The sequence below is a fragment of the Pseudomonas sp. UBA6753 genome, assembly GCF_002453565.1.
Lineage (GTDB): Bacteria > Pseudomonadota > Gammaproteobacteria > Pseudomonadales > Pseudomonadaceae > Aquipseudomonas > Aquipseudomonas putida_Z.
This window is the reverse complement of the sequence record NZ_DKHD01000053.1, coordinates 51,505-77,923: the sequence shown is the minus strand read 5'-3', so window position 1 is coordinate 77,923 and position 26,419 is coordinate 51,505. Positions and strand designations below refer to the sequence as shown.

The window sequence follows — 26,419 nt, the reverse complement described above, 5'->3', positions numbered from 1 at the left end:
TTTCTAGCTAGCGAAACGTGCCAGGTGCCCGCTGCAACAGAGGCCGGGCGGCGATCCGTTGGCGCTGCAGACTGTCACAGGTGAACACCTGAGGGCGTTCGATGAGATAGCCCTGGGCGTAATCCACGCCAATTTCCTGCAAGGCCTGCTCGATCAAGGGTGTTTCGACGAATTCGGCAATGGTGCGCTTGCCCATTACGTGACCGATGTGGTTGATGACCTCGACCATGGCCCGGTTGACCGGGTCGTCGAGCATGTCCTTGACGAAACTCCCGTCGATCTTCAGGTAATCCACGGGCAAATGCTTGAGATAGGCGAACGACGACATGCCGGCGCAGAAATCATCGAGCGAGAAGCGACAACCCAGCCCCTTCAACTCGTTGATGAAGCGAATGGCGCTGCCAAGGTTGGCTATGGCGCTGGTTTCGGTGATTTCGAAACAGATCATCCGCGGCGGAATGGCGTATTCGACGAACAGGCGTTGCAGGTATTCGAGGAACTTGTCATCGCCAATGCTCGACCCCGACAGGTTGATCGCACAGATCGACAGCGGCCCCTCGCGCCCTTCGTCCAGGCACTGGCGGATGACCAGGAACACATTGCGCACCACCCAGCGGTCCAGCGCGGTCATCAGGCCGTAGCGCTCGGCCGCCGGGATGAAGCTGCTGGGCAGGATGGTACGCCCGCTTTCGTCGTGCAGGCGTAGCAGGATCTCGATATGGCCGGGGCCTTCGAAGGTTTTCAGCGGGGCGATTTCCTGGGCGTACAGGCAGAAGCGGTTTTCTTCCAGGGCCACGTGCAAGCGCTGGATCCAGGCCATTTCGCCAAAGCGCATGGACAGCTCGCTGTCGTCGGCATGGTACACCTGCACGCGGTTGCGGCCCTTTTCCTTGGCCATGTAGCAGGCCATGTCGGCGGCACGCAGCGAGGTTTCGAGGGTGCCGGGGGACTGGGCCATGTGCACCAGGCCGACACTGACGGTGGTGACGAACGGCCGCCCTTTCCACACGAAATGCAGGCTCTGCACCAGCTGGCGCAGCTGCTCGGCAATGCGCTCGGCCTGATCGGGCGGGCAGTTTTCCAGCAGCACGCCGAATTCGTCACCCCCCAGCCGGGCCAGGGTGTCGCCTTCACGCAGGCCGGACTGCAGCACGGCGCAGATGTGCCGCAGCAGCTCGTCGCCAGCGGCATGCCCGCAGGTATCGTTGACCAGCTTGAACTGGTCGAGGTCGAGGAACATCAGCGAATGCCGCCCGGCCTGGCGGGCCAGGTCATTGAGCGCCTGCTCCAGGCGGTATTCGAACTCGCGGCGGTTGGCCAGCCCGGTCAGGGCGTCGTGGGTCGCCTGCCAGGACAGGTTGGCGATGTACTGGCGCTCCTGGGTCATGTCGTGCAGCACCAGCACGATGCCGCTGACCTGGCCGTCATTGACGATCGGCGAACCGACCAGGTTGACCGACACGGTGCTACCGTCCAGGCGCTGGATCAGCCGGGCATGTTCGGCGCCACCCTTGAGGCTGCCGCTGAGCACCTGTTCGACCAGGCTGCGGCCGTCTTCCTCGGCCTGCTCGTCCACCAGGCTGAACAGCGCCGACAGCGGCAGGCCCTGGGCCTGGCCGGCCTGCCAGTGGGTCAGTTGCTCGGCGGCGGGGTTCATGTAGCCGATACTGCCTTCCACGTCAGCGGTAATCACCGCATCGCCGATGGCCTGCAGGGTGATCTGCGCCCGCTCCTTTTCTTCCTGCAGGGCGCTGGCAAAGGCCTGGCGCTGGGCCAACAGCTTGCTGGAGCGGCGCCAGGCAATGGCAATCAGGAACATCGCGGTCAGCAGGTTGGTGATCAGCAGCACCCGCAGCAACATGCGCGAGCCCTCGCCCAAGGCATCGCTGAACGCCTTGGCGGCCGGGGTTACCCCTTCGTTGATGGTGACGATGCGCGCCTTCCAGTCGCTGACCGTGCGGGCGTCAACCGGGCCAGCGGCGAAGCTGCTGCGCATTTCCATGGCCAGCATGTCCAGCTTGCCCAGGTAGTCGTCGCCGATGTCCCAGTAGTCGATGGCCGTCTGCATGTAGCTGACGTTGCGAAAGTTGCGGTAGAACCAGATGATCCGCTCGACATCGTCGGGGTGGTTGCCGCCTTGCAGCACGGCCTGGCGCGCGGCGTCCAGGTCGGGGCTGGGCTGGTCCAGCACTTCGCGCAGCTGGTGGTCGCCCTGGGGCACGGTGATGGCCTGGCGATAGCGATGGTAGGTGCTGTCGTCGCGGGTTTCGGCGTACAGGTTGAGGTAGTAGATGGCGTCTTTCTGCGCCTTGGACCACAGGCTTTCGCCCGCGACATAGGCACGCACGGCCGAGAGCGTATAAAGGCTGAGGCTGCCCAAGGCTACCTGGAAGACCACAACGGCGATGAAGGGCCAGGTGATGCCGAGCAACTTTGGCGCTTCTAGAGTGCGATGTCCCTTCATGGAGTCCCTGTCACAGAGCAGATAAGGCGCAAATCAACCCAGACAAAGCACAGCGTAGGCCATTTGCCATCCCGGCGGTTGGGTTTTTTATGCCAGGAAAGGGGGTGATTTACATATGGCCTGTACTGGCACTGTGGGAGCGGGCGTGCCCGCGAACACCGGCGAAGCCGGTGCCATATACCGCGTCGTCTGCTTCGCGGGCACGCCCGCTCCCACAAGGGAAGGCGACACACTCTCGAACATTGTTCCCTGTGCGACAGCGCAGCCCAAAGGGCTGGACAATCTCCCACAGGGGCCCGCACAGGCTGCCAAAAATTCAGCTCTGCTGCAGGTGCCCATACAACTTGGCATACAACCCACCCTCGGCAATCAGCTGCTGATGGTCGCCATCCTCGGCCACGTGCCCGCCGTCGAACACCAGCACCCGGTCGGCCTGTTTCACCGCCGACAGGCGGTGGGCGATGATCAGTGTGGTGCGGCCGCTGAGGAAGCGCGCCAGGGCCTGGTGCAGGTTGTATTCGGTGGCGGCATCCAGGGCCGAGGTGGCTTCGTCGAGGATCACCACCTTGGGTTCGGCCAGCACCATGCGGGCAATGGCCAGGCGCTGGCGCTGGCCACCGGACAAGCGCACGCCGGAGCGCCCCACCACACTGTCCAGGCCCTGCGGCAGGGCGGCGATGGTGGCATCCAGCTGGGCAATGCGCAGCGCCTGCCAGCAGGCCTCGTCGCTGCAGTCACGGCCCATGGTCAGGTTGGCGCGCACGGTGTCGTTGAACAACGACGGGTGCTGCAATACCACCGCGACGTTTTCACGCAGGGTTTCCAGGCCGATTTCCTGCAGGCTGGCACCGCCAAAGCGGATGGTGCCGGCCTGGGCGCTGTAGAGGCCCAGCAACAGCTGCACCAGGGTGCTCTTGCCACCACCGCTGGCGCCGACGATCGCCACCTTCTCGCCCGGGGCGATGGACAGGTCGAGGTGCTCGAGCACCGGCTCGTCGGCATAGGCAAAGCGCAGGTCGCGCACTTCGATGCCCACCGTCTCGCGGCCGGCGAACGGGTCGCTGGCAGCCGGGTACTGCGGCTCTTCGTCGCGTGCCAGCAGTTCGTTGAGGCGGCTGAGCGCACCACCGGCGGCGTAGTAGGCGTATTGCAGGTTGAGCAGCTGCTCCACCGGGCCGATCATGAACCACAGGTAGCTGAACACCGCCAGCATCTGGCCGATCGACAGGTCGGAGAACAGCACGGTGAGCATGGCCGCGGCGCGGAAGATATCGATGCCGAACTGGAACAGCAGGCCACTGGCGCGGCCGCTGGCATCGCTCTTCCACTGCGAATCCACGGCGTAGTCACGCACTTCGCGGGCGCGCAGGCCAAGGCGACCGAGGAAGTAGCCCTGACGGTTGCCGGCGCGGATTTCCTGAATGGCGTCGAGGGTTTCCGCCAGCGCCTGGGTAAAGCGTGCGGTGCTGTCGTTCTCGAGCTTTTTCAAGTGCTTGACGCGCTTGCCCAGCTGCACGGTGAAGTAGATCACCAGCGGGTTGAACAGCAAGATCAGCAAGGCCAGCTGCCAGTGCATCCAGATCAGGATGGCCGCCGTGCCGGTCAGGGTCAGCATGGCCACCAGGAAGCGGCTCAGGGTTTCGCCGACGAACTTGTCGAGGGTGTCCAGGTCGGTGACCAGGTGAGTGGTCACCGTGCCGCTGCCCAGGCTTTCGTATTCCTTCAGCGAGATGCGCTTGAGCCGCTCGATCAGCCGAATGCGCAGGCGGTAGACGATGTCCTTGGCCAGGCCGGCGAACAGCTTGGCCTGGATCACGTTGAACGCCAGGGCGGCCAGGCGCAGGCACAGGGTCAGCAGCAACATCAGGCCGATGTAGCCCGCGGCCACCTGCCAGCTGGACGGCAGCAGGTGGTTCATCCACTTCAGCGCGGCATCGCCATGGCCCAGCAGCACTTCGTCCACCAGCAGCGGCAGCAGCAGCGGGATAGGCACGCTGCAGCAGGCCGCCAATACGGCGATGAGGTTGGCGGACCAGAGGTTTTTCTTGTGATGCAGGGCCAGGCGGCGGATCTCCGCCCAGCTCAATCGATCGGCCACAGTGTGAGGTTTGCCCGGTACCGGGTCGGGTGACCCAGGCACATCAAGCACAGGCGGCCTGCTGCAGCCAGCGGCCGAGCAAGGGTTGCAGGCGCTCCAGCGGCTGGTAGCCATTGGTCAGCAGGGCCAGTTGGCCATTGCGTTCGGCAAGCAAGGTCGGGAAACCGGCGATGCCCAGGTCCTGGGCCCAGCTGAAATCGGCTGCAGTGGCGGCGCGGGTATCGGCACGGGCGAAGGCCTCGGCGAACACGGCACGGTCGAAGCCTGCCTGTTCGGCCAGGTCGACCAGATGCGGTGCAACGGTCACGTCCACGCCTTGCTCGTAGAACGAACGCTGGATCAGCGCCAGCAGCGGCCAGACGCGCTCGGCGTCCAGTTCGCGGGCGGTGACCAGGGCACGGCAGGCCGGCTCGGTGTCGTAGACGAAGCCGTCGGGCATGGCCCCCTCGAAGCGGAACGGTTGGCCGGTGGCATCGGCCACCGCCTGCCAGTGTTCGAGGATGTACTTGCGGGTAGAGCTGTCCAGGGCACTGCCGCCGGTACGCAGCCCGCCCGGCACCAGGCGGGTGGGCACGCCTGCGTCACGCGCCTGGGCGATCAGGGCCGCGGCCACGGGTGCGAAACCCCAGCACCAGGAGCACATCGGGTCCATCACATAGATCAGGCGTGCAGACATGCATCAAGCCTCGGCTTTGTAGTTGTAACCGATCGGATGCGGCAGGTTGCGGGCCTTGGCCAGCTCGATCTGCTTCTGCCGGTCGATGGCGCTACGCCGGGTCTTCTCGCTCAGGGTGTCCCAGCAATGCGGGCAGCTGACCCCTGGCGAATAATGCTCGGACGCGCGCTCCTCTGCATTGATCGGGTGGCGGCAGGCGTGGCACTGGTCGTACTCGCCTTCGCTCAGGTCATGGCGCACCGTGACGCGGTTGTCGAAAACGAAGCAGTCGCCGTCCCACAGGCTTTCTTCCTGAGGCACTTCCTCGAAGTATTTCAGGATGCCGCCCTTAAGATGATAGACCGCCTCGAAGCCTTCACCGAGCATGTAGCTGGAGGCTTTTTCGCAACGGATACCGCCGGTGCAGAACATGGCAACCTTCTTGTGCTTGCTGGGGTCGAAGTTGGCCTTGATGTAGTCGGGGAACTCGCGGAAGGTTTCGGTCTTCGGGTCGATGGCGCCCTTGAAGGTACCGATGGCCACTTCGTAGTCGTTGCGGGTGTCGATCAGCAGCACTTCCGGGTCGCTGATCAGCGCGTTCCAGTCCTTGGGCTCGACGTAGGTGCCGACCGCCTGGTTCGGGTCCACGCCCGGCACGCCGAGGGTGACGATCTCTTTCTTGAGCTTGACCTTGGTGCGGTAGAACGGCTGTTCGTCGCAGTACGATTCCTTGTGGTCGACATCGACCAGGCGCGGGTCGTTGCGCAGCCAGGCCAGCAGGCCGTCGATGCCTTCGCGGGTGGCCGACACGGTGCCGTTGATGCCCTCGTGGGCCAGCAGCAGGGTGCCCTTGACGTTGTTGTCGAGCATGGTCTTGAGCAGCGGCTCGCGCAGCTCGACGTAGTCTTCCAGGGTGACGAACTTGTACAGCGCCGCGACGACGATGGGTTGGGACATGAAGCAGGATCTCCAGTGGTTGCCCTCGTAAGGGGCGGACCGGGTTACACAAGAAACAGGGGGCCGCTGCGCGCCCCATCGCCGGCAAGCCAGCTCCCACAGGTATTGCGCCACACTCAAGAAGGGCACTTTACCTGTGGGAGCCGGCTTGCCGGCGATGGGCTGCACAGCAGCCCCCTTTTGGGATGTTGCGGATTCTACCAGAACAACAGCAAGGTTTCAGTGCCCGCCGCCCGCGCACACCGGCGAGGCCGGTGCAACGCCGACCTTGGCCCACTCTTCGGCGGTGTAGGTGTGGATGGCCAGGGCATGGATCTCGCCCATCAGCTCACCCATGGTGGCGTACACCTTCTGGTGGCGCTTGACGCTGTTCAACCCGGCAAACTGCTCGCTGACGATCACTGCCTTGTAGTGGGTCTCCTGACCACGACTGTGCATGTGGCTTTCGTTGAGCACTTGCAGGTGTTGCGGCGCCAGGGCGGCCAGCTGCTGTTCGATACGCTGTTGCATGGTCATCGCGGCGTACTCACTTCTTCGCCGGGGCGGCGGCCTTGCCAGCGTTCGGGTCCAGTTCCTTGGTCATGTCGTCCAGCAGCTTGTTCACCACCGGTACCGCTGGCTCCAGGCTCTGCTGGGTCAGCTGGGCCGACTGCTGGGTGACCTTGGGCATTTCGCGCAGCACTTTCTTGCCCAGCGGCGATTCGTAGAACTTGACCAGGTCCTTGAGCTCCTGCTCGGTGAAGGTCTGGGTGTACAGGTCGACCATCTTCGGCTTCAGCTTGTTCCAGCCGATGGCGTTGTCCAGCGCGGCGTTGGCCTTGGCCTGGTAGCTTTCCAGCACCGCCTGCTTGGTGGTCGGGGCCTTGGTCTGGGCGAAACGCTGGGCGAACATCTGCTGGACCTGCATGTACACCGGGGTGCCCAGCTTGTCGGCGTTGGCCAGGGTCAGGAATTTCTCGGCAGCAGCGTTGTGGCTGGCGGTGGCAGCGAGTACCTGGCCGCTGGCGCAAGCCAGGGCAACGGCGGCACAAAGGACACGGAGACGGGTCATTGCATTTCCTTCAGAAGAGAGGGAGGCGGGTACCTCAGAGTAGAGCATTCTGCGCCGTGGTGGCGATGTGCTCAAGTGGCACGACGAGCGACGGAACCGCTCGGTCGAATCAGGGCCTAAACTGCGATTTCGAACTACACAGGAGTGAGTACAGAATGAGCCGTATCGAGACAGACAGCCTGGGCCCGGTCGAAGTTCCTGAGGACGCCTACTGGGGTGCGCAGACCCAGCGTTCGCTGATCAACTTCGCCATTGGCAAGGAACGCATGCCCATCGCGGTGCTGCACGCCCTGGCGCTGATCAAGAAGGCCGCGGCCCGCGTCAACGACCGTAACGGCGACTTGCCGGCCGACATCGCCCGGCTGATCGAACAGGCCGCCGACGAAGTGCTGGGCGGCCAGCATGACGACCAGTTCCCGCTGGTGGTCTGGCAGACCGGCAGCGGCACCCAGAGCAACATGAACGTCAACGAAGTGATCGCCGGGCGGGCCAACGAACTGGCCGGCAAGGGCCGTGGCGGCAAGGCCCCCGTGCACCCCAACGACCACGTCAACCGCTCGCAGAGTTCCAACGACTGCTTCCCCACCGCCATGCACATCGCTGCGGCGCGGGCGGTGCACGAGAAGCTGCTGCCGGCCATCGCAGAGCTGTCCTCGGGGCTGGCCGAGCTGTCGGCACGCCACCACAAGCTGGTGAAGACCGGCCGCACGCACATGATGGACGCCACGCCGATCACCTTCGGCCAGGAGGTGTCGGCCTTCGTCGCCCAGCTCGACTATGCCCAGCGCGCCATCCGCGCCACCCTGCCGGCGGTGTGCGAACTGGCCCAGGGCGGCACTGCCGTGGGTACCGGGCTCAACGCCCCGCATGGTTTTGCCGAAGCCATCGCCGCCGAGCTGGCGGCGTTGTCCGGCCTGCCGTTCGTCACTGCGCCGAACAAGTTCGCTGCCCTCGCCGGCCACGAGCCGCTGACCAGCCTGGCCGGCGCCCTGAAGACCCTGGCCGTGGCCCTGATGAAAATCGCCAACGACCTGCGCCTGCTGGGTTCCGGCCCGCGCGCCGGGCTGGCCGAGGTACGCCTGCCGGCCAACGAGCCGGGCAGCTCGATCATGCCAGGCAAGGTCAACCCGACCCAGTGCGAAGCGCTGTCGATGCTGGCCTGCCAGGTGCTGGGCAACGACGCGGCGATCGGCTTTGCCGCCAGCCAGGGGCATTTGCAGCTGAACGTGTTCAAGCCGGTGATCATCCACAACCTGCTGCAGTCGATCGAATTGCTGGCTGACGGCTGCCGCAACTTCCAGCAGCACTGCGTGGCGGGCATCGAGCCGGATGCCGAGCAGATGGCGGCGCACCTGGAACGGGGGTTGATGCTGGTGACGGCACTGAACCCGCATATTGGCTATGACAAGGCGGCGGAAATTGCCAAGAAGGCCTATGGCGAAGGCAAGACCTTGCGCGAGGCGGCACTGGAGTTGAAGTACCTGACCAATGAGCAGTTCGACCAGTGGGTGAGGCCGGAGAACATGCTGGCTCCGGGGGGCAAGGGCTAGATCACCTATCGCCTGTAGCAGCCTCTTCGCGGGCTTGCCCGCTCCCACAGGTACTGCACCAATCTACAAGATTGTGGAGACCCTGTAGGAACGGGCAAGCCCGCGAAAGGGCCGTACAGGTAATCACTGAACCTGGGCCAACCGCGCCCTGCGGGCTCGCCACCCGGCCACCAGCGAAGGCCCCAGCGCCACCAGCGCCGAACCCAGCACCACCGTCACTGCCCCCACATAACCCAGGGCATTGATGTCCTCGGCGTGCACATACTCAGGCCACACCAACGCCGCCAACGCCACCGCGACAAAGGTCACCAGCGGGGTCAGCGCCAGCGTGGCACTCACCCGCGACGCCTCCCAGTGCGCCAGCGCCTCGGCGAACGCGCCATAGGCCACCAGGGTATTCAGGCAACAGGCCAGCAACAGCCAGCCTTGCACCGGGGTCAGCTGCAACGCCTCCAACGGGTGGACCCAGGGCGTCAGCAGCGCGGCGCAGCTGAGGTAGATCACCATCATTACCTGCTGCGAATGCCACACAGTCAGCAGCTGCTTCTGGCTAAGCGCATAGAACACCCAGATGCTGGTGGCCAGCAGGATGGTCAGCACGCCGGTGGTATAGGTGCCGAGCGAGGTCAGCAGCTCTTCCAAACGCTGGTTGAAAAACAGCCCGAACCCCGCCAGCAGGATCAGCAGGCCCACGCCCTGCCCCAGGCTGAAACGCTCGCGGAACACGAACACACTGGCCACCAGCAACAGCACCGGGCCGATCTGCACGACCAGTTGCGCGGTGCCCGGGCTGAGCAGGTTGAGGCCGATCAGGTACAGCACGTAGTTGCCCATCAGGCCAAGCACGGCCACTACCACAAGGCCTTTGCCCTTGGGCGCCAGTTTGCGCAAGGAGGGCAACCTGCGCTTGGCGGCCAGCCAGGCAAACAGCAGGCCACCGGAAACCAGCAGGCGGTACCAGGTGACGGTGACCGGGTCGACCACTTGCAGCACCTGCTTGAGCTTGATCGGCAGGATGCCCCAGAGCAATGCAGTCAGAAGTGCCAGGAACAGGCCATAGCCCCAGCGGCCGGTAATGGTGTGCATAAAATCCTCGATCAAGCCCGTGGTGGGGGTGGTTGAATTCTACGGGCTTGGAGGGCGGGGACGGTGGCAAGTGCCGGGAAAAGAATTCATCAGGTCATTCTTCTGCGGCATGGCTTGGCAGGTGTGCTGCCTGTTCTGACCCTTTCGCGGGCACGCCCGCTCCCACAGGAATACCACAGGGCTGAATTTTGTGGGGTCCCTGTGGGAGCGGGCGTGCCCGCGAAGAGGCCAGAACAGGCAACCAACAAGCTTGGCTATTTCTTGTCCCTGGCAAACGCCGCCTCAAGCGCCTGGTTGATGGTGCGCAACACCTTCACCCGCGCCCAGCGCTTGTCGTTGGCCTCCACCAGCGTCCACGGCGCGATCTCGGTGCTGGTGCGGTCGACCATGTCTCCCACCGCCTGAACATAGTCGTCCCACTTGTCGCGATTGCGCCAGTCGTCCTCGGTGATCTTGTAGCGCTTGAACGGGATCTGCTCGCGCTCTTCGAAGCGCTCCAGCTGGGTCTGCTGGTCGATCGCCAGCCAGAACTTGACCACCACCGTGCCGGCATTCACCAGCTGTTCCTCGAAATCGTTGATCTCGCTGTAGGCACGCATCCAGTCGGCCGGGCTGCAGAAGCCTTCCACCCGCTCCACCAGCACCCGGCCATACCAGGAACGGTCGAAGATGGTGAACTTGCCACGCGCCGGAATGTGCCGCCAGAACCGCCACAGGTAAGGCTGCGCGCGTTCTTCTTCAGTGGGCGCGGCAATCGGCACGATGCGGTACTGGCGCGGGTCCAGCGCGGCGGCCACGCGGCGGATGGCACCGCCCTTGCCGGCAGCGTCGTTGCCTTCGAATACCGCCACCAAGGCATGCCGGCGCATGTGCTTGTGCCGCAGCAGGCCGGCCAGGCGGGCCTGCTCGGTGACCAGTTGCTCCTGGTAGTCGGACTTGTCCAGGCGCAGGGTCATGTCCAGCGCGCCAAGCAGGCTGCGCTGGTCGATGCTGCGGCCCAGCGGGGCGACGTTGCCCCGGTGCTTGCCTTTGGGGTTGTTGTCCAGTGCCGCCTGCAGGCTTTCCAGCAGGATGCGACCTACCGCCAGGCTGCGGTAGTTCGGGTCGACGCCCTCGATGACATGCCACGGTGCGTAGTCGCGGCTGGTGCGGCGCAGCACGCGCTCACCAAAGCGCACGAAACGGTCGTAGGTCTCCGACTGCTGCCAGTCCAGCGGGCTGATCTTCCAGCTGTGCAGCGGGTCGTCCTTGAGCGATTTCAGCCGCGCCTTCATCTGTTTCTTGGACAGGTGGAACCAGAACTTGATGATCAGCGCACCTTCGTCGCACAGCATCTCCTCCAGCCGCTCGGCGCCGGTGATGGCCTGGTCGAGCACGGCATCCTTGAACACCCCGTGCACCCGCCCCTGCAGCATCTGGCTGTACCAGTTGCCGAAGAACACGCCCATCCGCCCCTTCGGTGGCAGGGCCCGCCAGTAGCGCCAGGCCGGCGGGCGGGCCAGCTCTTCGTCGGTCTGCTGGTCGAAGGTGAGCACGTCGATCATGCGCGGGTCCATCCACTCGTTGAGCAGTTTGACCGTCTCGCCCTTGCCGGCGCCTTCGATACCGTTGATCAGCACGATCACCGGGAAGCGCGCCTGCTGCTTGAGTTCGTACTGGGCTTCGAGCAGGGCCTCGCGCAAAGCGGGTACCTCGGCGTCGTAAGCCTCCTTGTCGATGCTGTGGCCGATTTCGGCGGATTCGAACATGCACTGGCTTCTTCAATGGATAAGCAAGACTAGCGGATTTGAAGGCTTGTGCAGTACCTGTGGGAACGGGCGTGCCCGCGAAGAGGCCGGCACAGCCTGCGCAAACCTCCCGGATGGCATAAAATCCGCCCATCCGCTGCAACCGAGCCAACCATGTCCACCCTCCTCCAGCACGCCCAGATCGACTGGGACGACCAGGGCCGCCCCCATTCGCGGCAATACGACGACGTCTATTTCGCAGTCAACGAAGGCATCGAAGAAACCAAGCACGTGTTTCTTGGGCAAACCCGCCTGGCCGAGCGCTTTGCCAACCTCGCCCCGCACACCTGCCTGGTGATCGGCGAAACCGGGTTCGGCACCGGCATGAACTTCTACTGCGCCTGGCAACTGTTCGAGCAGCACGCCCATGCCGAGGCCCGCCTGCATTTCGTCAGCGTCGAAAAGTACCCCCTCGATCGCGACGACCTGGCCCGCGCCATACGCCTGTGGCCTGAACTTGCCGCCTATGCCGAGCCCCTGCTGGAGCAGTACGTGGCAGTGCACCCTGGCTTCCAGCAGTTCACCTTCGACAACGGCCGGGTCACCCTCACCCTGTTGATAGGCGACGTACTGGAACAGCTGCCGCAACTCGATGCGCAGATCGATGTGTGGTTCCTCGACGGCTTCGCCCCGGCCAAGAACCCCGACATGTGGACCCCGGAGCTGTTCGCGCAGCTGGCACGGCTGTCACACCCGGGCACGGTGCTAGGCACCTTCACCACCACCGGCTGGGTACGCCGCAGCCTGGTCGACGCCGGCTTCGCCATGAAGAAGGTGCCGGGCATCGGCAAGAAATGGGAAGTGATGAGCGGCGCCTATGTCGGCCCTGTGCCCAGCCCCGGCGCGCCATGGTACGCGCGCCCGGCTGCCATAGCGGGGCCGCGTGAAGCGCTGGTGATAGGCGCCGGGCTCGCCGGTAGCACGACCGCCGCCAGCCTGGCCCGGCGTGGCTGGCAGGTTACCGTGCTGGAACGCCACGACACCCCGGCACGGGAAGCTTCGGGTAACCCGCAAGGGGTGCTGTACCTCAAGCTGTCCGCCCACGGCACGGCGTTGTCGCAGATGATCCTGGCCGGTTTCGGTTACACCCGGCGCCAGCTGCAGCGCCTGCAACGTGGCCGCGACTGGGATGCCTGCGGCGTGCTGCAACTGGCCTTCGACAGCAAGGAAGCCGAACGCCAGGGCAAACTGGCTGGCGCCTTCGAACCTGGCCTGCTGCACTCGCTGGAACGTGCAGAGGCCGAAGCCATCGCCGGGGTGGCCTTGCCGGCTGGTGGGCTGTTCTATCCCGAAGGTGGCTGGGTACACCCGCCGGCGCTGTGTCAGCAGCAGTTGCAGCACCCGGGGATTCGCCTGCTGACGCACCAGGAGGTGCTCGAACTGCGCAAGGTCGACGGGCAGTGGCAAGCCTGGGCTGGCGAACACCTGCTGGCCAGCGCGCCGGTGGTGGTCCTGGCCGGTGCCGCCGACGTACTGCGCTTCGAGCCATGCGCGCACCTTCCGCTCAAGCGCATCCGCGGGCAGATCACCCGCCTGCCGGCCACCGCCAGCAGCCGCGCACTGCGCACCGTGGTGTGTGCGGAAGGCTATGTGGCGCCGCCACGCGGGGATGAACACACCTTGGGCGCGAGCTTCGACTTCCACAGCACAGACCTGGCGCCGACGATGGCCGAGCACCAGGGCAACCTGGCATTGCTGGACGAGATTTCGGTCGACCTGGCCCAGCGCCTGGGTACGGCCGAGCTGGACCCCGGGCAATTGCAGGGGCGTGCGGCGTTCCGTTGCACCAGCCCGGATTACCTGCCGATCGTCGGGCCGGTGGCGGATGCGCAGGCGTTCGCCCAGGCCTACGCAGTGCTGGGCCGGGATGCGCGGCAGGTGCCGGATGTGGCCTGCCCCTGGCTGGATGGGTTGTATGTGAACAGCGGGCATGGCTCGCGCGGGTTGATCACGGCGCCGTTGAGCGGTGAACTGGTGGCGGCGTGGGTGTGCGGGGAGCCGCTGCCGTTGCCACGGGCGGTGGCGGAGGCGTGCCACCCGAACCGGTTTGCCTTGCGTAGGTTGATTCGCGGGAAATAGGGAATTGGGGCCGCTGTGCGGCCCTTCGCGGGCTCGCCCGCTCCCACAGGTGCACCACAGAAACTGAAAATTGTGATGAACCTGTGGGAGCGGGCGAGCCCGCGAAGGGCTGAGCAGCAGCCCCATATAACAGATCGATCTAAAACTCTCACAAACCACATGGGTCAGTTCCTTAAGGTGCCCTAATCCGGGGCACCCCCTCCCCAACGGAAAAACCGGTAAGGACCTATGTGCGGATTAGCAGGAGAGTTGCGTTTCACCCCCATCGACCAAGCCCCTCGCCCAGCCGACCTGGCTGCGGTAGAGCGCATAACCCACCACCTGGCGCCCCGCGGCCCGGATGCCTGGGGCTTCCATAGCCAAGGCCCGATCGCCCTCGGCCACCGGCGCCTGAAAATCATGGACCTGTCCGACGGCTCTGCCCAGCCGATGGTCGACAACACCCTGGGCCTGTCGCTGGCTTTCAACGGCGCCATCTACAACTTCCCCGAACTGCGCCTGGAGCTGCAGGCCCTGGGCTACAGCTTCTGGTCCGACGGCGACACCGAGGTGCTGCTCAAGGGCTACCACGCCTGGGGCGCGGCCTTGCTGCCCAAGCTCAATGGCATGTTCGCCCTGGCCATCTGGGAGCGCGACAACCAGCGCCTGTTCCTCGCCCGCGACCGCCTGGGCGTCAAACCCTTGTACCTGTCGCGCAACGGCGAGCGCCTGCGCTTCGCCTCGACCCTGCCGGCACTGCTCAAGGGTGGTGACATCGACCCGATGCTCGACCCGGTGGCACTCAACCACTACCTGAATTTCCACGCCGTGGTACCGGCGCCGCGCACCCTGCTGGCCAACGTGCAAAAGCTGGAACCCGGTACCTGGATGCGCATCGACCGCCATGGCGAAGTGGAACGCCAGACTTGGTGGCAGCTGCACTACGGCGCCAACCCCGATGAACGTGAGCTGGACCTGGAAGGCTGGACCACCCGCGTGCTCGACGCCACCCGCGACGCCGTGGCCATTCGCCAACGGGCAGCGGTGGACGTGGGTGTGCTGCTGTCCGGTGGGGTCGATTCCAGCCTGCTGGTCGGCCTGCTGCGCGAAGTGGGCGTGGACGACCTGTCGACCTTCTCCATCGGTTTCGAGGATGCCGGCGGCGAACGCGGCGACGAGTTCCAGTATTCCGACCTGATCGCCAAGCACTACGGCACCCGTCACCACCAGCTGCGCATTGCCGAGCACGAAATCATCGACCAGTTGCCAGCCGCCTTCCGCGCCATGAGCGAACCCATGGTCAGCCATGACTGCATCGCCTTCTACCTGCTGTCGCGGGAAGTGGCCAAGCACTGCAAGGGGGTGCAAAGCGGCCAGGGCGCCGACGAGCTGTTCGCCGGCTACCACTGGTACCCGCAGGTGGACGGCGCCGAAGATGCCTTTACCGCCTACCGCGAGGCCTTCTTCGATCGCAGCCACGCCGAGTACCGCGACACCGTGCAGGCACCCTGGCTGCTGGAAACCGACGCGGCCGGCGACTTCGTCCGTGAACACTTCGCCCGCCCCGGTGCCCCCGATGCGGTAGACAAGGCGCTGCGCCTGGACAGCACGGTGATGCTGGTCGACGACCCGGTCAAACGGGTCGACAACATGACCATGGCCTGGGGCCTGGAGGCGCGCACGCCGTTCCTCGACTACCGCCTGGTGGAGCTGTCGGCGCGCATTCCGGCACGCTTCAAGCTGCCCGACGGCGGCAAGCAGGTGCTCAAGCAGGCGGCGCGGCGGGTGATCCCGCACGAGGTGATCGACCGCAAGAAGGGCTACTTCCCGGTGCCGGGCCTGAAGCATCTGGAAGGCGCCACCCTTGGCTGGGTTCGTGAACTGCTGACCGACCCCAGCCAGGACCGCGGGCTGTTCAACCCGGCCATGCTCGACCGCCTGCTGAGCAACCCGCACGGCCAGCTGACACCGCTACGCGGCTCCAAGCTGTGGCAGCTGGCGGCGCTGAACCTGTGGCTGAGCGAACAAGGAATCTGACCGATGAAAGCCCATGAAATCGCTTACGGTCAGCGCCTGCTGCGCGGCCAGGCGCCGTCCTACGAGCGCCTGCAGGCGCGCCTCGCCGGCGATGGCAGCCAGCCACACGACCAGCCGCGCGCCGTGCATTGCGGCTGGGGCCGGCTGCTGATCGGCCACACCTACCCCAACCCGGCCGACCTCGCCGCCGACCTGCTGGAAGAACGCCCCGGCGAGCGCGACATCGCACTGTACGTGGCCGCGCCCCAGCAGCTGCTGGCCCAGGCCCCGCAGCAACTGTTTCTCGACCCGTCCGACACCCTGCGCCTGTGGTTCACCGACTACCGCCCGGCGCAGCGAGTGTTCCGCGGCTTCCGCGTGCGCCGGGCGCAGAATCCGGGCGACTGGCAGGCGATAAACACCCTGTACCAGGCGCGCGGCATGCTGCCGGTCGACGCCGAGCTGCTCACCCCTCTGCACCTGGGCGGCCCGGTGTACTGGCTGGCCGAGGACGAAGACAGTGGCGCGGTGATCGGCAGCGTCATGGGCCTGAACCACGCCAAGGCGTTCGACGACCCCGAGCACGGCAGCAGCCTGTGGTGCCTGGCGGTAGACCCGCACTGCACCCGCCCCGGCGTGGGTGAAGTGCTGGTGCGCCACCTGATCGAACACTTCATGAGCCGTGGGCTGGCCTACCTGGACCTGTCGGTGCTGCACGACAACCGCCAGGCCAAGCGCCTGTATCAGAAGCTGGGTTTTCGCAACCTGCCGACCTTCGCGGTCAAGCGCAAGAACGGCATCAACGAACAACTGTTTCTGGGGCCAGGGCCTCAAGCCGACCTCAACCCGTACGCACGCATCATCGTCGACGAGGCGCTGCGCCGGGGCATCGAGGTACAAGTGGACGATGCCGCCGGCGGCCTGTTCACCCTCAGCCTGGGCGGGCGCCGCATTCGCTGCCGTGAGTCGCTCAGCGACCTGACCAGCGCCGTGACCATGACCCTGTGCCAGGACAAGCGCCTGACCCAGCATGCCCTGCACAATGCCGGGCTGCAGGTGCCGGCGCAGCAACTGGCCGGCAATGCCGACGAAAACCTGGCGTTTCTCGACGAGCATGGCGCGGTGGTGGTCAAGCCGGTCGATGGCGAGCAAGGCCAGGGCGTGGCGGTGAACCTCACCTGCATCGACGACATCACCCACGCCGTGGCGCAGGCCCGCCAGTTCGACAGCCGCGTGTTGCTGGAAAGCTTCCATGCCGGGCATGACCTGCGCATCGTGGTGATCGGCTACGAAGTGGTCGCCGCAGCCATCCGTCACCCGGCGCAGGTGCTGGGCGATGGCAAGCACAGCATCCGCCAGCTGATCGATGCCCAGAGCCGTCGGCGCCAGGCCGCAACCGGTGGCGAAAGCCGCATTCCGCTGGACGACGAAACCGAGCGCACCCTGCGCGCGGCGGGCTTTGGCTACGACGACGTGTTGCCCGCCGGCCAGCGCCTGGCCGTACGACGCACTGCCAACCTGCACACCGGCGGCACCCTGGAAGACGTGACCGAACGCCTGCACCCGGTGCTGGCCGACGCCGCCGTGCGCGCTGCACGGGCGCTGGAGATCCCGGTGGTGGGGCTGGACTTCATGGTGCGTGATGCCGGGCAACCGGAGTACGTGATCATCGAGGCCAACGAGCGTGCCGGGTTGGCCAACCATGAACCGCAACCGACCGCCGAGCGTTTTATCGACCTGCTGTTTCCGCATAGCCGGCCTTTGGCGTAAAGGCTGATGGCCTCTTCGCGGGCTCGCCCGCTCCCACAGGTCCAGCACAGCCCTCGAGACTTGTGGGGTTCCTGTGGGAGCGGGCGTGCCCGCGAAGAGGCCGGCACAGGAGTAAAGGAGTCCCCAACCATGTCCGACCGACATCCCGAACCCGATCTCGACTACCTCAAGCGCGTGCTGCTGGAGATGCTCGCCATCCCCAGCCCCACCGGTTTCACCGACACCATCGTGCGCTACGTGGCCGAACGCCTGGACGAACTGGGCATCCCTTTCGAGCTGACCCGCCGCGGCACCATCCGCGCCACCCTCAAGGGCCGGCAAACCTCACCTGACCGCGCCGTGTCCGCTCACCTGGACACCATCGGCGCCAGCGTGCGCCAGTTGCAGGACAATGGCCGCCTGGCCCTGGCGCCGGTCGGTTGCTGGTCCAGCCGCTTCGCCGAAGGCAGCCGGGTCAGCGTGTTCACCGATACCGGCGTATACCGGGGCAGCGTGCTGCCGCTGATGGCCAGCGGGCATGCCTTCAACACCGCCATCGACCAGATGCCGATCAGCTGGGAGCACGTTGAGGTGCGCCTGGACGCCTACTGCGCCACCCGCGCCGACTGCGAGGCGCTGGGTGTAAGCATCGGTGATTTCGTTGCCTTCGACCCGCTGCCCGAATTCACCGAAAGCGGCCACATCAGCGCCCGCCACCTGGACGACAAGGCCGGCGTGGCAGCACTACTGGCGGCGCTGAAAGCCGTGGTGGAAAGCGGCCGCCAACCGTTGATCGACTGCCACCCGCTGTTCACCATCACCGAAGAGACCGGCTCGGGAGCGGCTGGCGCCCTGCCCTGGGATGTCAGCGAGTTCGTCGGCATCGACATTGCCCCGGTGGCGCCCGGGCAGGCCTCCAGCGAGCATGCGGTGAGCGTGGCCATGCAGGACTCGTCGGGGCCTTACGACTACCACCTGTCCCGGCACCTGCTGAAACTGGCCGGCGACCACGACCTGCCGGTACGGCGTGATCTGTTCCGCTATTACTTCAGCGATGCCCATTCGGCAGTGACGGCGGGGCACGATATTCGTACCGCGCTGGTGGCCTTTGGTTGCGATGCCACCCATGGGTACGAGCGCACACACATCGACAGCCTGGCGGCATTGAGCCGCTTGTTGTCGGCGTACCTGTTGAGCCCGCCGGTGTTTGCCAGTGATTCGCAGCCGGCCAATGCGTCGTTGGAGCGCTTCAGCCATCAGCTGGAACATGATGCGCAGATGGAGAGCGACACGCGGGTGCCGGCGGTGGATAGCCTGGTTGGCAACAAGGGCTGAGGGCCCTGGGGCTGCTTTGCAGCCCAATCGCCGGCAAGCCAGCTCCCACAGGATCACCACAGGCCCAGGCTTTGTGCTGTCCCTGTGGGAGCTGGCTTGCCGGCGATTGGGCCGCAACGCGGCCCCAAAATCCCGAATGTTTCGCGTAGCATGCCCCCACCAACACCCTAGGCAACGCCCACCATGCTGATCCCCTACGACCAACTGCAAGCCGAAACCCTGACCCGCCTGATCGAGGACTTCGTCACCCGTGACGGTACCGACAACGGCGACGACACCCCGCTGGAAACCCGCGTGCTGCGGGTGCGCCAGGCATTGGCCAAGGGCCAGGCGTTCATCCTGTTCGACCTGGAAAGCCAGCAGTGCCAGTTGCTGGCCAAGCATGATGTGCCCCGGGAGCTGCTCGACTAGCAGGCCTGGCCCCTTCGCGGGCTCGCCCGCTCCCACAGGAATTTCACAAGTCTTGAGAGCGGTGCAGTACCTGTGGGAGCGGGCGTGCCCGCGAAGAGGCCGGTACAGGCAGCATCAAACCCTGCGAGCTTTGGCCTGCTGCCCTTCCTTGATGCGCTTGTACACCTCGGCCCGATGCACCGGCACCTGCCGTGGTGCATCCACGCCAAAGCGCACCACCCCGTCCCGCGTTTCCACGACCATGATCCGAATGTCATCACCAATCACGATGATCTCTCCCACTTCGCGCCCTATTACCAGCATGCTCCGATCCTCCAGCGAAAGGGAAAACCGGAGCCTGCCTTGACGGCATAGGGCTACTCAATAGTTCTGCCGTGATTCAGAAGCGCCCTACATTTCCAGGTAATTTTCCTTACAGACGAATCATCGCGACTGAGCCTTGCCCCGCATTTTCACCGCCATCTCAGCCATTTCGTCGTACAGCCGCTCAGGGGCCTGGCGCTTCAGTTGCCAGGCCTGGCGCCCGGCCTCATGGGGCAGGATCAGGAACTCGCCAGCGGCAACCTGCCGGTGGATGTACTCGGCGATGTCCGCCGCATTGATCGGCGAGCCTTCCAGCAGCTTGCCAACCTGGGCTTTCATCGCCGGGTTCGGCCCACGGAACGAGTCCAGCAGGTTGGTCTGGAAGAACGACGGGCACACCACGTGCACCGCCACCTCCAGTTGGCGTAGCTCGACCAGCAGGCTTTCTGACAGGGCCAGCACGCCGGCCTTGGCCACGTTGTAGTTGCTCATGCCCGGGCCCTGCATCAGCGCGGCCATCGAGGCGATGTTGATGATCCGCCCCTTGCTGCGCTCCAGCAGCGGCAGGAAGGCCTTGCAGCCCTTGACCACGCCCATCAGGTTGACCGCGATCTGCCAATCCCAGTCTTCCAGCGACAGTTCGGCGAAGAACCCGCCCGAAGCGACGCCGGCGTTGTTGACGATCACGTCGATACCACCGAACTGTTCGGTGCAAGCCTGGGCCAGGGCGGTGAGCTGGCTGTAGTCGCGCACGTCGCAACGCTGGACAAAGCCTTCGCCGCCAGCTGCGCGGGCCAGCTCCAGGGTTTCGCGCAGGCCGGCTTCGTTGACATCGGCCAGCGCCAGGCGCCAGCCCTCACGCGCCCAGCGCAGGGCGATCTCGCGACCGAGGCCGGATCCGGCGCCGGTGATCATGATGCGGTCTTGCATGGTGGCTGGCCTTGTTCTGCTGACTGGTGAAAGGAGTCTAAACAAGGGGCCGGGTAGCAGCAGGGTTTATCAGGGTAGTGAATAGAGGGGGCATGACTGTGTGGATAGCTTGTCAGGCCTGCGATGATCCTGTGGGAGCGGGCAAGCCCGCGAAGGGGCCGGTACAGGCAGCACACAAATGGAATCTTTGACACTCACCACCAGTCCTTACTTACAAGAGGCCAGCAGTCCGAGGCCCTTGACCCTCAACCACGCAAGGACTCCGTCATGACCACGATTCTCATCATCATCCTGATCCTTCTGCTGATTGGTGGCTTACCGGTCTTCCCGCACTCGCGCAGCTGGGGCTATGGCCCGTCCGGCATCATCGGCGTGGTGCTGGTAGTTCTGCTGGTTTTGTTGCTACTAGGCATGATCTAGCAACGAAAACACAAAAAAACCGCGCCGAAGCGCGGTTTTTTTATTGCCGGAAGGGATCAGTGCGAAACAGCACCCGAAGCGCCCAGGCCAGTCTGCGAACGCACGAACTGCGGGAAGAACAGCGCACGTTCGTCTTCGGCAGCCTTGGACTTGTCGGTGACCGAGAAGAACCAGATACCGACGAAGGCGATCAGCATCGAGAACAGCGCCGGGTACTCGTACGGGTAGATCGGCTTCTCGTGGCCGAGGATCTGCACCCAGATGGTCGGGCCGAGGATCATCAGCGTCACCGCACTTACCAGGCCCAGCCAGCCGCCGATCATGGCACCGCGGGTGGTCAGCTTCTTCCAGTACATCGAGAGCAGCAGTACCGGGAAGTTGCAGCTGGCCGCGATGGAGAACGCCAGGCCGACCATGAAGGCGATGTTCTGCTTCTCGAACAGGATGCCCAGACCGATCGCCAGTACGCCCAGGGCGACGGTGGTGATCTTCGACACGCGGATCTCGTCCTTGTCGTTGGCCTTGCCCTTGCGCCATACACTGGCGTACAGGTCGTGGGACACCGCCGAGGCACCGGCCAGGGTCAGGCCGGCTACCACTGCCAGGATGGTGGCAAAGGCAACAGCCGAGATGAAGCCGAGGAACACGCTGCCACCCACGGCATTGGCCAGGTGCACCGCTGCCATGTTGTTGCCACCCAGCAGGGCGCCAGCGGCGTCCTTGAAATCCGGGTTGGTGCTGACCAGCAGGATGGCGCCAAAGCCGATGATGAAGGTGAGGATGTAGAAGTAGCCGATGAAGCCGGTGGCGTACAGCACGCTCTTGCGCGCTTCCTTGGCGTCACTGACGGTGAAGAAGCGCATTAGGATGTGCGGCAGGCCGGCGGTACCGAACATCAACGCCAGGCCCAGCGAGAACGCCGAGATCGGGTCCTTGACCAGGCCGCCCGGGCTCATGATCGCCTCGCCCTTGGCGTGCACCTTGATCGCTTCGGAGAACAGGGTGTTGAAGTCGAAGCCCACGTGCTTCATCACCATCAGCGCCATGAAGCTGGCACCGGACAGCAGCAGCACGGCCTTGATGATCTGTACCCAGGTGGTGGCCAGCATGCCGCCGAACAGTACGTACAGGCACATCAGGATACCCACCAGGATCACCGCCACGTGGTAGTCCAGGCCGAACAGCAGCTCGATCAGCTTGCCGGCACCGACCATCTGCGCGATCAGGTAGAACGCCACCACCACCAGCGAACCGGAGGCCGACAGGGTGCGGATCTCCTTCTGCCCGAGGCGGTACGAGGCCACGTCGGCGAAGGTGTACTTGCCCAGGTTGCGCAGGCGTTCGGCGATCAGGAAGAGGATGATCGGCCAGCCGACCAGGAAGCCGATCGAGTAGATCAGGCCGTCGTAGCCAGAGGTGAACACGAGTGCGGAAATACCCAGGAACGAGGCGGCCGACATGTAGTCACCGGCAATCGCCAGGCCGTTCTGGAAGCCGGTGATCTTGCCACCGGCGGCGTAGTAGTCCGACGCCGACTTGTTGCGCTTGGAGGCCCAGTAGGTGATGCCGAGGGTGAAGGCGACGAAGGCCACGAACATGGCGATCGCGGAGACGTTCAGCGGTTGCTTCTGCACCTCGCCGGTCAGGGCATCGGCGGCCCACACGGCGGGTGCGAAGGCTCCGCAGGCCAGTACGGCCAGGGCTTTGGCGTGGCGAATCATTGTTGCGCCTCCTTCAGGATGGCCTTGTTCAGCTCATCGAATTCGCCGTTGGCGCGGCGTACGTAGATGGCGGTCAGGACGAATGCCGAGACGATCAGGCCGACGCCCAGGGGAATACCCCAGGTAATCGACGACTCAGGGCTGAGCTTGGTGCCCAGGATCTGAGGACCGTAGGCGATCAGGAGGATGAAGGCGCAGTACAGGCCGAGCATGATCGCCGAGAGAATCCAGGCGAACCGTTCGCGTTTGGTGACCAGCTCCTTGAAGCGGGGGCTGTTTTGTATCGAGAGGTAAATGCTGTCGTTCATTGTTTTTGTCCTAGCAGCACAGATAGGGGTGGAACCCACGACCCTTACTTTATGCGGCTATCGGACGCCAACCAGACGACCTTAGTCTTAGATGCAACGGTGTTTTACCGGTTGCGTAACAAAGTGATGGCCCATTCGCGGGCACGCCCGCTCCCACAGGAACTGCACCCGCTTCAAGGGCAGCGAAAATCCTGTGGGAGCGGGCGTGCCCGCGAAACAGCAAAACTGGCCCTGACGGGTTGTTACTTGCCAGTCCACTCCTTCACGCGATCAGGGTGCTTGGCCACCCAGTCCTTGGCCGCCGCTTCAGGCTTGGCGCCTTCCTGGATAGCCAGCATCACTTCGCCAATCTCGTCCTTCGACTGCCAGTTGAACTTCTTCAGGAACTCCGCCACTTCCGGGGCCTTGGTGGCCAGTTCCTTGCTGCCGATGCTGTTCACGGTTTCCGCGGCGCCATACACGCCTTTCGGGTCTTCGAGGAACTTCAGTTTCCACTTGGCGAACATCCAGTGCGGTACCCAGCCGGTCACCGCAATCGACTGCTGCTTGGCATAGGCACGGCCCAGTTCCGCAGTCATCGCCGCGCCAGAGCTGGCCTGCAGCTTGTAACCGGTCAGGTCGTAGTCCTTGATGGCCTGGTCGGTCTTGAGCATTACGCCGGAGCCGGCGTCGATGCCGACGATCTTCTGCTTGAAGGTGTCGTCGGTCTTGAGGTCGGCGATGCTCACCGCCTTGACGTACTCAGGGACGATCAGGCCAATCTTGGCGTCCTTGAAGTTCGGCCCGTAGTCGACCACGTTGTCCTTGTTCTTGGCCCAGTACTCGCCATGGGTCACCGGCAACCAGGCCGACAACATGGCATCGAGCTTGCCGGTTGCCACGCCCTGCCACATGATCCCGGTGGCCACGGCCTGCAACTTCACGTCGTAGCCGAGCTTCTGCTTGATCACTTCGGCGGCCACGTTGGTGGTCGCCACGCTGTCAGCCCAACCATCCACGTAACCAATGCTGACTTCTTTGGCCATTGCCTGTGCCGCACTCATGGCCAGTACCATGGCGGTGCCCACACCCAGGAAACGTCGCATTCTTGTAATAGCAGCCATCAAAGCATCCCCTCGTCAGGTCTCGGAATTTGCATCATCGTCCTGCAACAATAGTCGACCTGCTCCAGCTACGACCTGTAGCCGCCCCATATGCGACAGCACTATGCCATTAGCGCCATCGGCCTGCGCCGACCTGCGCGATCCTTGCATGCCAAAGGTTTGGCGCCGGGCTACTATCTACCCTTTTGCGCCTGACGATGGACCGCCCGATGCCCAGTTCTACCCGCCTGCTGCTGCCGTTGTACCTGCTTGCCTGCCTGCTCGCCCTGCTCGGGCTCGGAGGGCTCTGGTACGGGCTTGGCAAGCCGGTGCAACTGCCCGACGCGGCCAGCCCGACGCACAAGCTGCAATGCGCCTCGTACACCCCGTTCGACAAGGACCAGTCGCCCTACGACCAGCCGTTTCGCCTGCGCCCGGCGCGCATGGATGCCGACCTGGCGTTGCTGGCCGAGCGTTTTCAGTGCATCCGCACCTATTCCCAGACCGGTCTTGAGGCAATCCCGGCGCTGGCACGCAAGCATGGCCTGAAGGTGATGCTAGGTGCCTGGGTCAACGCCCACCCGGCCGACACCGAGAAAGAAATCGAGCTGCTGATCGCCGCCGCCAATGCCAACCCCGACGTAGTCAGCGCGGTGATCGTCGGCAACGAGACGCTGCTGCGCAAGGAAGTGACCGGTGCGCACCTGGCCACGCTGATCGCCCGGGTGAAAAGCCAGGTCAAGGTGCCGGTGACCTACGCCGATGTGTGGGAGTTCTGGTTGCAGCACCCGCAGGTGGCGCCTGCGGTGGACTTCCTGACTATCCACCTGCTGCCTTACTGGGAAGACGACCCACGTGGCATCGACGAAGCCCTGGCCCATGTCGCCGATGTACGCCGGGTGTTCGGCACGCGCTTCGCGCCGAAGGACGTCCTGATCGGCGAAACCGGCTGGCCCAGCGAAGGCCGCCAGCGCGAAACCGCGGAGCCCAGCAGGGTCAACGAGGCGCGTTTCATTCGCGGGTTCGTGGCCATGGCCGAAAGCAACGGCTGGCACTACAACCTGATCGAGGCGTTCGACCAGCCATGGAAGCGCGCCAATGAAGGGGCGGTCGGCGGTTACTGGGGGCTTTACGATGCCGACCGGCAGGACAAGGGCGTACTCGAAGGGCCAGTGAGCAACCTGCCTTACTGGCCGCAGTGGTTGCTGGCCAGTGCCCTGCTGATGGTGCTGATGCTGATGCTTGCCGGGCGCCCGGCCACTCCGGTGGCGGCCATGCTGCTGCCGTTGCTGGCGGCGTTTGGGGCAGGCTGCCTGGGGCTTTGGGGCGAGCTGATGCGCACCCATGCGCGCTTTGCCGGGGAGTGGCTGTGGGCGGTGCTGCTGGCGGGGCTGAACCTGCTGGTGCTGGCCCATGCCGTGCTGGCCCTGGCGCGGCGCACGGGCTGGCGCGAGCGCCTGTACGCCTGGCTGCAGGCGCGGGCCGGCTGGCTGTTGCTGGCAGCGGGTTTTGCCGCTGCGGTGAGCATGCTGGCGATGGTGTTCGACCCACGCTATCGCAGCTTCCCCAGCGCAGCGTTGGCGTTGCCGGCGCTGGTGTTTGCACTGTGGCCGGTGCCGGCGCGGCGGGCGGAGGTGGCGTTGCTGGCCTTCATCGTCGGTGCCGGGGTGGCGCCGCAGTTGTTTGTGGAAGGGTTGGAGAACCAACAGGCCTGGGGGTGGGCCGGGGTGAGTGTGCTGATGACCGCAGCCTTGTGGCGGAGCTTGCGCCTGCGCCCGGCCTGATATCCTTGGGACCGCTTCGCGCTCCATCGCAGGCAAGCCAGCTCCCACAGGAGTTATGCTGCCTACGAAATCGGCGCGGTCCCTGTGGGAGCTGGCTTGCCTGCGATGGGCCGCAAAGCGGCCCCTTTCAGCCTTACTCCGGCGACCTGACCAGCCGCAACCCCGCCAGCACCAGCGCGAACACGGCAATGCTGGCGGTATACAGCACCAGTGCCGGCACCGCGAACACCAACGCCACCACTGCCAGCCACCAGCCGCCACGCCCGGCAACCAACTGCGCCAGCAGCGCCAGCCCCAGCCCGCCCCAGGCCATCACCTGATGATGAATGCCCAGCCCCAGCAACGACCGTACCTCACACTGCCAGTACGCCGCCGGCGCCGTGCACAGTCCCACCCACTGCCCGTCCTCCATCAGCTCGTAGCGCACGCCATAACTGGCAGCAAGCCAAAGCCCCAGAAACAGCACAAGCAACGCAGCCGGCAGCGAACGAGACATCCAGCTCTCCAATAGCGGAAATCGAAAGCATCCATGATCGCTTATGCCCAGTTGTAAGGCAAAATCACGTCCCTGCAGCTATGTTGCAGATAACAAGCACACCAAAGACCACCGCGCCTGGCAACTTTGCCCGCCCCGTTGTGGTCCTAGCCTGCACA

The 26,419-nt window shown here is 64.8% G+C and carries 22 protein-coding genes; 8 read left to right on the top strand and 14 right to left on the bottom strand.

Annotated elements, in window-relative coordinates:
* Window positions 1-7 precede the first annotated feature (7 nt).
* From B2790_RS19825 to B2790_RS19800, 6 genes are all read right to left on the bottom strand, one after another.
* Window positions 8-2,464: an EAL domain-containing protein gene (locus B2790_RS19825; RefSeq protein WP_286919568.1), complete on the bottom strand. Its 2,457-nt coding sequence runs from the start codon at window positions 2,462-2,464 to the stop codon at window positions 8-10.
* Between the two features lie 316 nt (window positions 2,465-2,780).
* Window positions 2,781-4,613: an ABC transporter ATP-binding protein gene (locus tag B2790_RS19820; RefSeq protein ID WP_286919567.1), complete on the bottom strand. Its 1,833-nt coding sequence runs from the start codon at window positions 4,611-4,613 to the stop codon at window positions 2,781-2,783.
* Window positions 4,606-5,238 (bottom strand): DsbA family protein, encoded by a 633-nt coding sequence (locus B2790_RS19815; RefSeq protein WP_025338093.1) that lies wholly within the window; start codon window positions 5,236-5,238, stop codon window positions 4,606-4,608. The genes B2790_RS19820 and B2790_RS19815 overlap by 8 nt, the downstream gene beginning before the upstream one ends.
* Before the next feature lie 3 nt (window positions 5,239-5,241).
* Window positions 5,242-6,174 carry a rhodanese-related sulfurtransferase gene (locus B2790_RS19810; RefSeq protein WP_025338092.1) on the bottom strand — a complete coding sequence of 311 codons (933 nt, stop codon included), beginning with the start codon at window positions 6,172-6,174 and terminating at the stop codon, window positions 5,242-5,244.
* A 219-nt stretch (window positions 6,175-6,393) separates the two neighbouring features.
* Window positions 6,394-6,690, bottom strand: coding sequence for a BolA family protein (locus B2790_RS19805; protein ID WP_003252644.1), 297 nt, complete (start codon window positions 6,688-6,690; stop codon window positions 6,394-6,396).
* 10 nt (window positions 6,691-6,700) lie between these two features.
* Complete coding sequence (locus tag B2790_RS19800; protein WP_025338091.1) at window positions 6,701-7,225, bottom strand: DUF2059 domain-containing protein; 525 nt, start codon at window positions 7,223-7,225, stop codon at window positions 6,701-6,703.
* Window positions 7,226-7,380: 155 nt separating this feature from the next.
* On the opposite strand from B2790_RS19800, the gene B2790_RS19795 reads away from it, so the two are divergent.
* Complete coding sequence (locus B2790_RS19795; protein WP_137163221.1) at window positions 7,381-8,775, top strand: class II fumarate hydratase; 1,395 nt, start codon at window positions 7,381-7,383, stop codon at window positions 8,773-8,775.
* 123 nt (window positions 8,776-8,898) lie between these two features.
* Here B2790_RS19795 and B2790_RS19790 read toward each other — a convergent pair whose 3' ends face one another.
* Window positions 8,899-9,861 (bottom strand): DMT family transporter, encoded by a 963-nt coding sequence (locus tag B2790_RS19790; protein WP_286919566.1) that lies wholly within the window; start codon window positions 9,859-9,861, stop codon window positions 8,899-8,901.
* A 254-nt stretch (window positions 9,862-10,115) separates the two neighbouring features.
* Window positions 10,116-11,609 (bottom strand): polyphosphate:AMP phosphotransferase, encoded by a 1,494-nt coding sequence (gene pap / locus B2790_RS19785; RefSeq protein WP_025338088.1) that lies wholly within the window; start codon window positions 11,607-11,609, stop codon window positions 10,116-10,118.
* A 153-nt stretch (window positions 11,610-11,762) separates the two neighbouring features.
* Between pap and mnmC the strand changes: the two genes are divergently transcribed.
* The 5 genes from mnmC to B2790_RS19760 all read left to right on the top strand — a co-directional run bounded on the left by mnmC (window position 11,763) and on the right by B2790_RS19760 (window position 19,217).
* Complete coding sequence (gene mnmC, locus B2790_RS19780; RefSeq protein ID WP_286919565.1) at window positions 11,763-13,727, top strand: bifunctional tRNA (5-methylaminomethyl-2-thiouridine)(34)-methyltransferase MnmD/FAD-dependent 5-carboxymethylaminomethyl-2-thiouridine(34) oxidoreductase MnmC; 1,965 nt, start codon at window positions 11,763-11,765, stop codon at window positions 13,725-13,727.
* 228 nt (window positions 13,728-13,955) lie between these two features.
* Window positions 13,956-15,743 carry an N-acetylglutaminylglutamine amidotransferase gene (locus tag B2790_RS19775; RefSeq protein WP_274079254.1) on the top strand — a complete coding sequence of 596 codons (1,788 nt, stop codon included), beginning with the start codon at window positions 13,956-13,958 and terminating at the stop codon, window positions 15,741-15,743.
* A 3-nt stretch (window positions 15,744-15,746) separates the two neighbouring features.
* Window positions 15,747-17,492 carry an N-acetylglutaminylglutamine synthetase gene (gene ngg / locus B2790_RS19770; protein ID WP_286919564.1) on the top strand — a complete coding sequence of 582 codons (1,746 nt, stop codon included), beginning with the start codon at window positions 15,747-15,749 and terminating at the stop codon, window positions 17,490-17,492.
* A gap of 129 nt (window positions 17,493-17,621) precedes the next feature.
* On the top strand, window positions 17,622-18,806 hold the full coding sequence (locus B2790_RS19765; protein ID WP_025338084.1) for an osmoprotectant NAGGN system M42 family peptidase: 1,185 nt from the start codon (window positions 17,622-17,624) through the stop codon (window positions 18,804-18,806).
* 183 nt (window positions 18,807-18,989) lie between these two features.
* Complete coding sequence (locus B2790_RS19760; RefSeq protein ID WP_003252629.1) at window positions 18,990-19,217, top strand: YheU family protein; 228 nt, start codon at window positions 18,990-18,992, stop codon at window positions 19,215-19,217.
* A 114-nt stretch (window positions 19,218-19,331) separates the two neighbouring features.
* Here the strand turns inward: B2790_RS19760 and csrA are convergent, their stop codons facing one another.
* Both csrA and B2790_RS19750 read right to left on the bottom strand, forming a co-directional pair.
* Window positions 19,332-19,520, bottom strand: coding sequence for a carbon storage regulator CsrA (gene csrA, locus B2790_RS19755; RefSeq protein WP_025338083.1), 189 nt, complete (start codon window positions 19,518-19,520; stop codon window positions 19,332-19,334).
* Between the two features lie 120 nt (window positions 19,521-19,640).
* Window positions 19,641-20,450 (bottom strand): SDR family oxidoreductase, encoded by an 810-nt coding sequence (locus B2790_RS19750; protein WP_286919563.1) that lies wholly within the window; start codon window positions 20,448-20,450, stop codon window positions 19,641-19,643.
* 267 nt (window positions 20,451-20,717) lie between these two features.
* Between B2790_RS19750 and B2790_RS19745 the strand changes: the two genes are divergently transcribed.
* Window positions 20,718-20,870 carry a DUF3309 family protein gene (locus B2790_RS19745; protein ID WP_013971433.1) on the top strand — a complete coding sequence of 51 codons (153 nt, stop codon included), beginning with the start codon at window positions 20,718-20,720 and terminating at the stop codon, window positions 20,868-20,870.
* A 56-nt stretch (window positions 20,871-20,926) separates the two neighbouring features.
* Here B2790_RS19745 and B2790_RS19740 read toward each other — a convergent pair whose 3' ends face one another.
* From B2790_RS19740 to B2790_RS19730, 3 genes are all read right to left on the bottom strand, one after another.
* Window positions 20,927-22,591, bottom strand: coding sequence for a cation acetate symporter (locus B2790_RS19740; RefSeq protein ID WP_013971432.1), 1,665 nt, complete (start codon window positions 22,589-22,591; stop codon window positions 20,927-20,929).
* Entirely contained in the window at window positions 22,588-22,899 is a 312-nt protein-coding gene (locus tag B2790_RS19735) for a DUF485 domain-containing protein (RefSeq protein WP_003260090.1), read from the bottom strand. Before B2790_RS19735 ends, B2790_RS19740 begins: the two co-directional genes overlap by 4 nt.
* 242 nt (window positions 22,900-23,141) lie before the next feature.
* Window positions 23,142-24,002 (bottom strand): glycine betaine ABC transporter substrate-binding protein, encoded by an 861-nt coding sequence (locus B2790_RS19730; RefSeq protein ID WP_085692401.1) that lies wholly within the window; start codon window positions 24,000-24,002, stop codon window positions 23,142-23,144.
* 197 nt (window positions 24,003-24,199) lie between these two features.
* Here B2790_RS19730 and B2790_RS19725 point away from each other — a divergent pair, with 197 nt between their 5' ends.
* Entirely contained in the window at window positions 24,200-25,765 is a 1,566-nt protein-coding gene (locus B2790_RS19725) for a beta (1-6) glucans synthase (protein WP_286919562.1), read from the top strand.
* Between the two features lie 133 nt (window positions 25,766-25,898).
* Here the strand turns inward: B2790_RS19725 and B2790_RS19720 are convergent, their stop codons facing one another.
* Complete coding sequence (locus B2790_RS19720) at window positions 25,899-26,261, bottom strand: hypothetical protein (RefSeq protein WP_286919561.1); 363 nt, start codon at window positions 26,259-26,261, stop codon at window positions 25,899-25,901.
* Window positions 26,262-26,419 lie beyond the last annotated feature (158 nt).

Coding starts and splice junctions, on each gene's coding strand:
- B2790_RS19825 (WP_286919568.1), bottom strand. CDS start 2,464: ATGAAGGGACATCGCACTCTAGAAGCGCCAAAGTTGCTCGGCATCACC.
- B2790_RS19815 (WP_025338093.1), bottom strand. CDS start 5,238: ATGTCTGCACGCCTGATCTATGTGATGGACCCGATGTGCTCCTGGTGC.
- B2790_RS19810 (WP_025338092.1), bottom strand. CDS start 6,174: ATGTCCCAACCCATCGTCGTCGCGGCGCTGTACAAGTTCGTCACCCTG.
- B2790_RS19805 (WP_003252644.1), bottom strand. CDS start 6,690: ATGACCATGCAACAGCGTATCGAACAGCAGCTGGCCGCCCTGGCGCCG.
- B2790_RS19800 (WP_025338091.1), bottom strand. CDS start 7,225: ATGACCCGTCTCCGTGTCCTTTGTGCCGCCGTTGCCCTGGCTTGCGCC.
- B2790_RS19795 (WP_137163221.1), top strand. CDS start 7,381: ATGAGCCGTATCGAGACAGACAGCCTGGGCCCGGTCGAAGTTCCTGAG.
- B2790_RS19790 (WP_286919566.1), bottom strand. CDS start 9,861: ATGCACACCATTACCGGCCGCTGGGGCTATGGCCTGTTCCTGGCACTT.
- pap (WP_025338088.1), bottom strand. CDS start 11,609: ATGTTCGAATCCGCCGAAATCGGCCACAGCATCGACAAGGAGGCTTAC.
- mnmC (WP_286919565.1), top strand. CDS start 11,763: ATGTCCACCCTCCTCCAGCACGCCCAGATCGACTGGGACGACCAGGGC.
- B2790_RS19775 (WP_274079254.1), top strand. CDS start 13,956: ATGTGCGGATTAGCAGGAGAGTTGCGTTTCACCCCCATCGACCAAGCC.
- ngg (WP_286919564.1), top strand. CDS start 15,747: ATGAAAGCCCATGAAATCGCTTACGGTCAGCGCCTGCTGCGCGGCCAG.
- B2790_RS19765 (WP_025338084.1), top strand. CDS start 17,622: ATGTCCGACCGACATCCCGAACCCGATCTCGACTACCTCAAGCGCGTG.
- B2790_RS19760 (WP_003252629.1), top strand. CDS start 18,990: ATGCTGATCCCCTACGACCAACTGCAAGCCGAAACCCTGACCCGCCTG.
- csrA (WP_025338083.1), bottom strand. CDS start 19,520: ATGCTGGTAATAGGGCGCGAAGTGGGAGAGATCATCGTGATTGGTGAT.
- B2790_RS19750 (WP_286919563.1), bottom strand. CDS start 20,450: ATGCAAGACCGCATCATGATCACCGGCGCCGGATCCGGCCTCGGTCGC.
- B2790_RS19745 (WP_013971433.1), top strand. CDS start 20,718: ATGACCACGATTCTCATCATCATCCTGATCCTTCTGCTGATTGGTGGC.
- B2790_RS19740 (WP_013971432.1), bottom strand. CDS start 22,591: ATGATTCGCCACGCCAAAGCCCTGGCCGTACTGGCCTGCGGAGCCTTC.
- B2790_RS19735 (WP_003260090.1), bottom strand. CDS start 22,899: ATGAACGACAGCATTTACCTCTCGATACAAAACAGCCCCCGCTTCAAG.
- B2790_RS19730 (WP_085692401.1), bottom strand. CDS start 24,002: ATGGCTGCTATTACAAGAATGCGACGTTTCCTGGGTGTGGGCACCGCC.
- B2790_RS19725 (WP_286919562.1), top strand. CDS start 24,200: ATGGACCGCCCGATGCCCAGTTCTACCCGCCTGCTGCTGCCGTTGTAC.
- B2790_RS19720 (WP_286919561.1), bottom strand. CDS start 26,261: ATGTCTCGTTCGCTGCCGGCTGCGTTGCTTGTGCTGTTTCTGGGGCTT.